Annotated in this window: 9 protein-coding genes; 6 read left to right on the top strand and 3 right to left on the bottom strand. The window is 69.2% G+C overall.

The features are described 5' to 3' along the window. Nucleotides 1–273 precede the first annotated feature (273 nt). The 3 genes from GXB81_RS28870 to GXB81_RS28855 form a co-directional block, all read right to left on the bottom strand. The gene (locus GXB81_RS28870) at nt 274–864 is read right to left on the bottom strand and encodes an aspartate kinase (RefSeq protein ID WP_205990995.1); all 591 of its coding nucleotides are present in this window, start codon (nt 862–864) and stop codon (nt 274–276) included. A 43-nt stretch (nt 865–907) separates the two neighbouring features. Next, nucleotides 908–2152: a hydantoinase/oxoprolinase family protein gene (locus GXB81_RS31665; protein WP_346777826.1), complete on the bottom strand. Its 1245-nt coding sequence runs from the start codon at nt 2150–2152 to the stop codon at nt 908–910. 113 nt (nt 2153–2265) lie between these two features. Continuing rightward, on the bottom strand, nt 2266–3315 hold the full coding sequence (locus tag GXB81_RS28855) for an ATP-grasp domain-containing protein (RefSeq protein ID WP_205990994.1): 1050 nt from the start codon (nt 3313–3315) through the stop codon (nt 2266–2268). A gap of 14 nt (nt 3316–3329) precedes the next feature. Here GXB81_RS28855 and GXB81_RS28850 point away from each other — a divergent pair, with 14 nt between their 5' ends. The 6 genes from GXB81_RS28850 to GXB81_RS28825 all read left to right on the top strand — a co-directional run bounded on the left by GXB81_RS28850 (nt 3330) and on the right by GXB81_RS28825 (nt 10185). After that, nucleotides 3330–4088 (top strand): HisA/HisF-related TIM barrel protein, encoded by a 759-nt coding sequence (locus GXB81_RS28850; RefSeq protein WP_205990993.1) that lies wholly within the window; start codon nt 3330–3332, stop codon nt 4086–4088. Nucleotides 4089–4442: 354 nt separating this feature from the next. Beyond that, nucleotides 4443–5930 carry a formylmethanofuran dehydrogenase gene (locus GXB81_RS28845; protein WP_205990992.1) on the top strand — a complete coding sequence of 496 codons (1488 nt, stop codon included), beginning with the start codon at nt 4443–4445 and terminating at the stop codon, nt 5928–5930. Beyond that, nucleotides 5927–7630, top strand: a complete 1704-nt coding sequence (locus GXB81_RS28840; RefSeq protein ID WP_205990991.1) for a formylmethanofuran dehydrogenase subunit A — start codon at nt 5927–5929, stop codon at nt 7628–7630. The genes GXB81_RS28845 and GXB81_RS28840 overlap by 4 nt, the downstream gene beginning before the upstream one ends. Nucleotides 7631–7644: 14 nt before the next feature. Beyond that, nucleotides 7645–8655: a formylmethanofuran--tetrahydromethanopterin N-formyltransferase gene (gene fhcD / locus GXB81_RS28835; RefSeq protein ID WP_205990990.1), complete on the top strand. Its 1011-nt coding sequence runs from the start codon at nt 7645–7647 to the stop codon at nt 8653–8655. Then, the gene (locus GXB81_RS28830) at nt 8652–9539 is read left to right on the top strand and encodes a formylmethanofuran dehydrogenase subunit C (RefSeq protein WP_205990989.1); all 888 of its coding nucleotides are present in this window, start codon (nt 8652–8654) and stop codon (nt 9537–9539) included. Before fhcD ends, GXB81_RS28830 begins: the two co-directional genes overlap by 4 nt. Before the next feature lie 91 nt (nt 9540–9630). Beyond that, a complete protein-coding gene (locus GXB81_RS28825; protein WP_167285463.1) occupies nt 9631–10185 on the top strand; it encodes a cytochrome b in 555 nt (184 codons plus the stop codon). Nucleotides 10186–10356 lie beyond the last annotated feature (171 nt).

Below are 10356 nucleotides of genomic sequence, written 5' to 3'. Positions count from 1 at the left end.
CTGCATGGGCCGGGTTCGGGTGAGCGCGGCGTGGGCGGCGCAGTGGCCGCGCGGGGTGGTGTCGGCACGGTGCGGCTGTAGAACGGCGCGGCTGCGTCGCTTCATGGCGATTTGCTACAGCGATTTCCCGTGGCGATGTCCCCAAACCGCTGCACCTCGCAGCTTGCGTCGAAACCCGCCTTCAGTTCCGCACGCGTGCCAAGGCCGCGCGCAATACGCTGTACGTCAACGCGCCGTGCCTCGCCCCCCTCATCGCCCTCGCCTCATGTAACCTCACGCAACCGGAATATTGAGCAGCCGGTCGCGCATCAACGCGACGTTGTGCTTGTCGAATAGCTCGACCACATAGTTCGCGTCGGTCACGTAATCGACGAAACTGCGATCGACCACGCCCGCCGCGGCCAGCGCTTCGAGCGGATCGTCGGCGGCAATCGGGCAGGACTTCACGACGATCAGCCGCTCGGCGTTGAGCATCGTCGAGAGCCAGGCGGCGAGGCTGTCCGAGGTCGTGTCCCAGTTGCTCATCGCGTCGGGCGTGTCGCGCATCAAGGCGGTCGGCACCCACACGGCGACATGGCCGTCGCGCAACGTGCGGCGAATCTTCGCCTCGCTCGAGGCCAGCACGAGTTCGGGCGACACGCCCTGCATCAGCAGCGCGTATTGCGTCATCGCGAGCAGACACATGTTGTGCGCGGCGAGATCGTCGAAGCGCCATTCGCTCTGGTACTGGCGCACCTTGTCCGCGAAATCGCCGCCGCCGGGCACGATGACGATGCGTCCGCCGCCGACTTCGCATAGCTCGCTGAGCCAGTGGCGCAGCGCCGGGTCGTGACTCAGACTGCCTCCGATCTTGACCACCCACATGACTGTTATCCTCGCGTCCAGTTGAGTGCCCGGCTGGGTTCCGTCATGTTTCAACACCACGCTTTTCAACACTGCACTTTTCCACACCGCGCCTGAGCAGCGCGACCGCCACGCTCGGCGCGCAGGTTGCCGCCCACGCGGCGCACTCGTCCGGCACGCCCGCGAGCGCGCCGAAGTCGAGAAACTCGCGCGCCTGCTCGCGCGCCAACGCGGTCACGAGGAAGCGGCCGCAGCCCGCGCCCACGAGCGGCGCGGCCACCTCCACGAGCGCCGGATGCGCCGCGGCCACGCGCCGCAGATTCGCGCCGATCTCGCTCAATTGCAGCGCGCGCCAACGCTGCGCAAAGCGCAGCCAGGCATCGGGCGCCGCTTCGTGCGCGTCGCGCCCGATCATGCGCGCAAGCCGCGCCCGGCTCGCGGCCTCGGTCTTCGGCCCCTGGTCCGCGCTCGGCTGCACGTCGTGCAGCGGGTCCAGTTCGCCCGTCAGGCGATAGACGTCGGCGGTCGTCGCGAACCATTCGTTCATCACGTTGACGGTGACGCCGTCGAATTCGATGCGGTGCGCGACGCCGCACAACGGCGTGCGCACCACGCCGTGATACACGAGTTCGCCGCTCGCAAGCCGGCCGGCATCGGTCGCGGCGCGCGCAACGACGCGGCCGCCGACGATCGGAATGATGTCGGTCGTGGTGCTGCCGATATCGACGAGCACCGCATCGGCGAGGCGCGTGGCAACCCAGTTCGCGGTCGCGAGCCAGTTGGCCGAGGCGACGTGCCGCCAGTGGGCCGCGCAGGCCTCGGCGGCGAGCCAGCCGGCGGCGCCGGCGTAGAAGCTCAGTGGCGAGCGCGACGGCGAATCGGATAGCGAATTCAGCGACGAATCGGATGGCAAAGTCAGCGGCGAATCCGATAGCGAACCCGACGGTGAACTCGATGGCAAATTCAGCAGTGCCCCCGGCTGTTCCCCAGACCGCGAACCCGCTTGCGCGCCTAACCGCCGCTCCAGCGTCGCGACAATCGCGCGCACGCCTGCGGCACGATCCGCGAACAGATCGACCATCTCGCCGGTCATCGTCACCGCATGCCGTGCCGCGGGCGAACGGGCCTGCGGCCAGCGCTCGAATACGAGGTCGATCGTGCGTTCGAGATGGTCGAGCCCCTGCCACAACGGACAGGCCCATTGCACGACATCGCGCACCGCGCCGCCGCCATCGACACGCGACACCTTCACGTGCGCGCCGCCGACGTCCCAGCCGAATACGGCTGCGTCAGCCGCCGCGTGATTCACGACATGACTCACGGCGTGATGCACCGCGAGGTTCGCCGTGCCATCAGCCACACCCGCCACATCTGCCACGCCCGTCCCCGTTCGATGTGCCATCGCGTCGATCCGTGTCGTGCTCAAGGCCGCACCTCGAAAGTCGGCGACGCAGGATTCACGCGCCCCGCCCCGCATCGCTCGATGCGCACGCCATGCGCCGCGAGCAAGGCACGCGCAAGCCCGCTGCCGCGCGCCGCGAACAGCCCCGCATACGCAACCGTGAGACGCGGATTCACCTCGATCACGACCGGCCCGCGCCGCGGATGCCACACCACGTCGATGCCGACAAAACCGCACAGGCCCGGTATCGCTCGCGCGACGCGTTGCGCGAGCGCTTCGAGCACGAGGCCCTGCTCGCCACGACGATCGATCCGGTCGACGAGCACGCCGTCGAACTCGACGATGCGCGCCGCGTGGCGCGATGCGTCGCCCTCGCTGATGCCGATCTGCTGACGGTTGATGCTCAGCAGTTCCGTCTCGTCGCCACGGCAGAGCAGCGACAGGCTCAGCGGCTCGCCATCGACCCACGCCTGCAGCACCGGATTGCGCGCGGCGACCGCGCGCGCCTCGTACTCGGCGCAGGCATCGGCGAAACGGCCGAACACGAAGGTGTCGAGCCCGCCCGCGCCGTCGTCCGGTTTCACGACCCAGCGGCCTTCGGGCTGCGCGCTCGCGGGACCGGGTTCGAGCGCGGGCGTCACGGCGATGCCGTGCGCGGCGAGACAGGCAGCCGTCGCGCTCTTGCTCGACGTCAGGCGAATCGCTTCCTTCGCGCAGCCGAGCCAGCGCGCCGTGCCGACCGCATCATGAAACTGCAGCAGCAGGCCGTCGCATTCCGGCGCGATGATCCATGCGTAATCGTGTTCGCGCGCCGCGCGCGCGACGAAAGCCGTCATCGATTCGCCCGGCGCGGCCATACAATGAGCGTCGCCCGGCGCCGGCGTTTCGAAGCGCGAGGTCGCGAACGTGACCTCCACGCCGTCGATGTCGCGCAGCGCGGCGACGAGCGCATCGCGCATGACCCGCCCTTCGACGATCAGCGCGCTCAGGTCGGCGAGACTGCCCTCGCCAGCCAGCGCGGGATCGATGCCGCCGCCGGTGAGATACTCGTAGACAAAGATCTTGGTCAAAGGAACGCGCCCCCATGCAGGTGATACCGGTTCTCGATCTTCTCGACGGCCACGTCGTGCGCGCGGTGCGCGGCGAGCGAACCGCCTATCGGCCCATCGAGTCCCGCCTCTGCGCGGCCAGCGAGCCGCTTGCCATCGCCCGCGCGCTGCTCGCGGCCAGCGGCGCGCGCACGCTCTACATCGCCGATCTCGGCGCCATCCTGCAACGCGGCGCGCATGTGTCGACGTTCGCCGCCTTGCGGGCCGCACTGCCCGGCATCGACCTCTGGCTCGATGCCGGTTTCGCTGACTACGCCTCGATGCGCGAGATGTTCGAACGCATCGAGGCCGCCGATCGACATGACGGCCAGACCGTCGATCATGTCGCTCCCACTCCGCTCGCGACGCTCGTGCCCGTGTTCGGCACCGAGTCGTTGCGCGACATCCACGCCCTGCACGCGGCGCAGGCGGCCGGCCTCGCGCCGATCCTCTCGCTCGACCATCGCGCGGGCCAACTGCTCGCGGCCGCCGAACTCGATCGCTCGTCGGCCTGGTGGCCGTCGCGCGTGATCGCGATGACGCTCGATCAGGTCGGCAGCTACGCCGGCCCCGATCTCGCCACCTTCGAACGCATCCGCGCACGCGCCGCCGCGCAGACCACGGTGATCGGCGCGGGCGGCATCCGCCATCGCGCCGACCTGAGCGCCGCGATCGACACCGGCGCGACCGCCTGGCTCGTCGCCTCGGCGCTGCACGACCGGCAGATCGGCGCCGCGCCGGCCGGGCACGCGTAGGCTGTCCATACAATTTCCATGCCACGCGGCCGGCAACCTACGAATGTCAGCGAAGCGCATAGGCGGCATGGCGCGCGTGACACTCTGCTCCAGCACGGCACACAACCTGTACGGCACAGCGGGTTCGCGGCGGCCCGTCGGCGCACGTGCTCCACGGCTGGTTCGACGCGGGCCGTGTGAAGCGCATCCGGACTCGCGATCCGCCCAACACAAAGGCGCACGACCGTGCGCGCCCATCGGACCGGCAGCGCGTGCGATGTCGTTGTCCTAACGTTGCCCTGTTGTTGTCCTACCGTGGCCCCATCGTTGCGACGGCAGCGCGCCAATCGGCATGGAGCTTGCTAAAAGTGCGCCATGCACCTGTCCCTCAACGATCCATCGGCTTCGCGCACGAACGCACCGGACACGACCGGCGCGCGCGCCGCGGCGATCACGCGCGACTGGGTCTGCCCGTTCTGTCCTTTACTCTGCGACGACCTCAGCGCCAATTCGCACGATGACGGCACGCTCGGCGTGCGGGACGCCGACTGCGCACGGCTGACGCAGGCGCTCGCGTGGTATGGCGCGGGCGACGCGCCATGCCGCAGCGTCGTCGACGGCCACGAGGCCGACACGGATACCGCGCTCGCGCTCGCCGCGCAACGGCTCGCGAACGCGCGCCGGCCGCTGTTCGGCGGACTCTCCACCGACGTCGCGGGCGCCCGCGCGCTCTACGCGCTCGCGGCCGATTGCGGCGCGATGCTCGATCATCTGCAGGGCGATGCGCTAACGCCGGCGACGCTCGCCTTGCAGGATCGCGGCTCGTTCTTCACGACGCTCTCCGAAGTGCGTGCGCGCGCCGATCTGCTGGTGTTCTTCGGCTGCCAGCCGTCACGGCGTTATCCGCGCTTTTTCACGCGCACGCTCGCCAGCACCGATCTCGCGCGCGAACTCGTCTTCGTCGGCTGCGCGGCAGACCCGGCGGCCGAGGGCTTCGCGCCTACGCGCATCGAAACGCTGCTCGTGAACGCCGATTCGTTCGACACGCTCGCGCTATGGTCCGCGCTCGCCGAGGGCCGCGAAGCGGCTGTGCTGGATCGCGACGAGGCCAACGTCAGCAACAGGAACGCCGACGATAAACACACGAACGACAGCGGCAGTCACGCGCATCCAGCCGCGACGCTCGCCTCACTCCAGGCCCGCATCGCCGCGGCACGCTACACGGTGATCGTCTATGAACCGGCCGCCCTGCCCGGCCCACATGCGGCGCTGCTGATCGAGGCGCTGAACCGCATCGTCAAGACGGCGAACCGCACGAGCCGCGCCGCGTGTCTCGCGCTCGGCGGCGACGATGGCGCGCTGACGGTCAATCAAACGATGACCTGGCTCAGCGGCTTGCCGTTGCGCACGCGCGTCGCGATGCCCGCGCGAGTCGCCGGCACCGCGCCGCTCGATCACGATCCGTACCGCTATCGCACCGGCAGGCTGCTGGCCGAGCGCGAAGCCGACGCGCTGCTCTGGATCGCGAGCTTCGCGCCGCACGCCTGGCCCGCCTCGCTCGATCCGGCCGTCCCGCTGATCGTGCTCGGCCATCCGGCGCTCGCCGATGCGGCGAAGGCGCGCGGCGCGAATACCGTGTTCGTGCCAGTCGCGACACCGGGCATCGACGGCAACGGACATCTGTTTCGCGTCGACAGTTCGGTCGTGATGCCGTTGACGGCCGCGCGCGGCGCGGCGCTCGCCTCGGTCGCGGAAATGGCCGCGCAATTGAGCGAACGCTTGCGTGCGCTATCGGCGGCTCGGCCAGGCATTCCGCCAACCGCGCACACGCACGTCCAGCACCCCGGCGAGGCCCATCCATGACCCTCGTCCGGCTCAAAGGCGGCACGCTGTTCGACCCGGTCCACCAGGTGAACGGCGAGCGCCGCGATCTGCTGTTCCGCGACGGCCGCATCGTTAACGACGTGGCGGCCAATACGCCCGTCGATCGCGAATACGACGCGAGCGGCATGATCGTGATGGCGGGCGGCATCGACATGCATTCGCATATCGGCGGCGGCAAGACCAACCTGTCGCGCCTGCTGCTGCCCGAGGACCATCGCGCCGATCCGATTCGCAACGCCGCCTATGAAGCGGTGCAGGACGACGCGGGCCGCTATCTGCGGCTGCCCTCGTGCGGCGTCTGCGCGCCGGGCACGCTCGCGACCGGCTACCGCTACGCCGAAATGGGCTACACGGCCGCGTTCGAGCCGGCGATGATGCCGTCCAACGCGCGCCACACGCACCTCGAAATGGGCGACACGCCGATCATCGATCACGGCGCCTACGTGATGCTCGGCAACGACGAACTGTTTCTGCAAATGCTCGCCGCGCGCGACGACTTCGAGCGGCTGCGCGACTACATCGGCTGGACGATTCACGCGAGCAAGGCGCTCGGCGTGAAAGTGGTCAACCCGGGCGGCATCTCGGCCTTCAAGTTCAACCAGCGTTCGCTCGATATCGACGAGGCGCACATGCACTACGGCATCACGCCGCGCGAGGTGCTGCATACGCTGTCGCGCGCGCTGACCGAGCTGCGCGTGCCGCATCCGCTGCACGTGCATGCGAGCAATCTCGGCGTGCCCGGCAATCTCGCCTCGACGATCGCGACGATGGACGCCGCCGACGGCCTGCCGATCCATCTGACGCATATCCAGTTTCACAGCTACGGCACCGAGGGACCGCAGAAGTTTTCCTCGGGCGCGCGGCAGATTGCCGAGGCTGTCAACGCGCGGCCGAACGTCTCGATCGACGTCGGCCAGATCATCTTCGGACAGACCGTCACGGCCTCGGGTGACACGATGATGCAGTTCCGCAACACGCCGCTCGCGCGGCCGCACAAGTGGGTGGTCGGCGACATCGAATGCGACGCGGGCTGCGGCGTCGTGCCGTTCCGCTATCGCGAGCAGAGCTATGTGAATGCGCTGCAGTGGATCATCGGCCTCGAAATCTTCCTGCTCGTCGACGATCCGTGGCGCGTCGCGATGACCACCGATCATCCGAACGGCGGCCCGTTCACGAGCTATCCGCACCTGATCCGCCTGCTGATGGACAAGACGTTTCGCGACGAGCAACTGGCGAAGCTGCATCCCGAGGCGCAGGTCGCGAGCGCGCTGCCCGAACTTACGCGCGAGTTCTCGCTGTACGAGATCGCCATCATCACGCGCGCCGGTCCTGCGCGGCTGCTCGGCCTGCGCGACCGTGGCCATCTGGGCGCGGGCGCGGCGGCCGACATCGCCGTCTATCGCGACGAGCCGGACCGCGAGCGCATGTTCACGTCGCCCGCCTATGTGTTCAAGGACGGCGAGCTGGTCGCGCGCGACGGCACGCTGGTCGCGACGCCGACCGGCGGCATCCATTTCGTCACGCCGGACTTCGATCGCGGCATCGAAAAGACCGTGCGCGCGTACAGCGACACGAACCTCGCGAGCAACTTCGCGCATGCGGCGATCAGCGACGACGAGGTGTGCAGTTGCTGCCGCGGCGGGCGGCTGTTGCCCGTCGAATGTCTGGTCGACGGCTGAGGGACGGGCGAGCCATGTCAGACGCGCCAGCCAACCTAACCGATGCGTCCGCGACGAGCGCCCCGGCCGCGCTCGCCATCAACGGCACCGCGATCGACGCGACCTTTGCCGAAGCGTTTCCGATGAAGGCGACGCGGCTCGTCATCACGGCCCACACGCCCACCTGGGCGATGCACGCGGCGAACTCGCTGACGGGCTTCGCGACCTCGGTGATCGGCTGCGGCTGCGAGGCCGGCATCGAGCGCACGCTCGCACCCGACGCAACGCCCGATGGCCGGCCCGGCGTCGCGGTGCTGCTGTTCGCGGTGTCGTCGAAGGAGCTGGCGAAGCAGATCGGCCGGCGCGTCGGCCAATGCGTGCTCACCTGCCCGAGCACGGCCGTGTTCGGCGGCATCGATCCCGCCACGAGCCGCGCGCCGCTCTCGGATCGCGCGCCGCTCGGCAGCGGGCTGCGCTTTTTCGGCGACCGCTGGCAGATCGCCAAGATGCTCGACACGGGGAACGGACCCACGCGCTACTGGCGCATACCGGTGATGGACGGCGAGTTCGTCTGCGAGGACTCGGCGGCAACGGTCAAGGCGGTCGGCGGCGGCAACCTGCTGCTGCTCGCGCGCGACCAGGACGCCGCGCTCGCCGCCGCCGAAGCGGCCGTCACGGCGATGCGCCGGCTGCCGAACGTCATCATGCCGTTCCCGGGCGGCATCGTCCGCTCGGGGTCGAAAGTCGGCTCCCGCTACGCGGGCGCGAGCGCCTCGACCAACGACGCGTTCTGTCCGACGCTGATCGGGCTGTCGGCGCATAGCGAACTCGGCGCGGAAGTGGGCTGCGTGCTGGAGATCGTGATCGACGGCCTGACCGACGCCGACGTCGGTGCCGCGATGACGGCCGGGATCGACGCGGCCTGCGAGCTCGGCCGCGCGGCTGGGGTGCTGCGGATTTCGGCGGGCAACTATGGCGGCAAGCTCGGGCCGTATCACTTCCATCTGCATGCGCTCGCGGCCGGGCTCGACAGGGGGCGCGCATGAGTACGACCACCTTGCGCCTCAAAACGCCGCCCGGTTTTCGCGTCGATGCCGCCGCACTGCGGCCCACGACGCTGGCGAGCCTGAGGGTGACCGAGATCGAGCACATCGTGCTGCCGGGCGGCAACGAGAGTTGCAGGGTCGGCGAGATGTTCGAGGTTCTACGCGATGAAGACGCGCCCGCGCAATCACCTGCGGAAACGGCGCGGCCCGCAACGCCGGACGGCAACGGCAACAGCAACGCCGCCCCCACACTCGTCATCGACGGCGCTGCCCGCTGGCTCGACCGCCTCGGCGCGGAAATGGACGACGGCCGGCTCGTCGTGCGGGGCTCGGCCGGCGACTACTGCGGCTTCAGGATGAGCGGCGGCGAACTACGGATCGACGGCGACACCGGCCACTTCACCGGCTGCGAAATGCGCGGCGGCCGGCTCACGGTGAACGGCGACAGCGGCGATTTCGTCGCCGGCGCGCTGACCGGCGACATGGAAGGCATGAGCGGCGGCACGCTGACGATTCGCGGCAACGCCGGCGCGCGGCTCGCCGACCGCATGCGGCGCGGCCTCGTGCTGGTCGGCGGCAACGCGGGAGAATTCGCGGCCTCGCGGCTGGTGGCCGGCACCGTCGGCGTGGCGGGCGAACTGGGCCCGCATTATGCCTATGGAATGAGGCGCGGCACCTTGCTGCTCGCGCGCCGGCCGGCGCACCGGCTGCCGCCGACCTTCACGAACGGCGGCCAGGGGTTCGACGTATTCTGGTCCTTGCTCGTGCGCAGTCTCGCCAACGAAATCGCGCCGTTTTCGCAGTGGCGCGCGCAGCGCCTGCCGGTTCGCTACACGGGCGATCTCGCCGTCGACGGCAGGGGCGAAATACTGATCGCCGGATAAGGCCACGCGCCGCGTCGATCGATGGCAGTGAAACGGTGTTCGACAGCAGTCGCCTCGACAAGCAAGCCTCTTGCACGGGAGTGAAGACAGCATGACGACAACGGATTCTCCGAACGCAAACGCCGGCGGCACCCGCTATGCGGGCCTGCTGATCGTGCTGCACTGGCTCATCGCGCTCGGCATCATCGGCCTGCTCGCGCTCGGCCTCTATATGGTCGGATTGCCGAAGGGTTTGCCGGTCAAAGCGACGCTGCTGAACCTGCACAAGTCGCTCGGACTGACGGTTTTCCTGCTGGTGCTTCTGCGCATCGTGGCGCGGGCTGTCCTTCACCGGCCACCCCTGCCGCCGATGCCAGCGTGGCAACGCGCCGCCGCGCGCACTACGCAGGGTCTTTTATACGTCGGCATGGTTGCGATGCCGCTCGCCGGTTATCTCGGCTCGTCGTTCAATCGCTATGGCACGCGCTTCTGGGGCATCCTGCTGCCGAAGTGGGGCTGGGACGATCCGCACCTGCGCGAACTGTTCTTCGGCATTCACGGGTTCATCGGCTATGGGCTGATCGCGCTGATCGTGCTGCACGTGGCCGGCGCGCTCAAGCATCAGTGGATCGATCGCGACAACCTGCTCGCGAGGATGCGGCCATGACGACGATGCTGGGTAGTCCGACTCACAGTCCGACGCGTAGTCCGACACATCGCGCGACGCGCCCTGCCTCGCAGCACGCGGCGGCGCCGCTCGAAAGCGCCACGCTGCGCACGCGCGACGGTCATCGCGTGACGTACGCGGTAGCCGGCGCGCGCGACGGCGTGCCGGTCA

Origin of the sequence: Paraburkholderia sp. Ac-20336 (genome assembly GCF_017105025.1) — a bacterium.
Taxonomy (GTDB): Bacteria; Pseudomonadota; Gammaproteobacteria; order Burkholderiales; family Burkholderiaceae; genus Paraburkholderia.
Note: the sequence above shows the minus strand (reverse complement) of the source record. Positions and strands in the feature narration are given on the sequence as shown.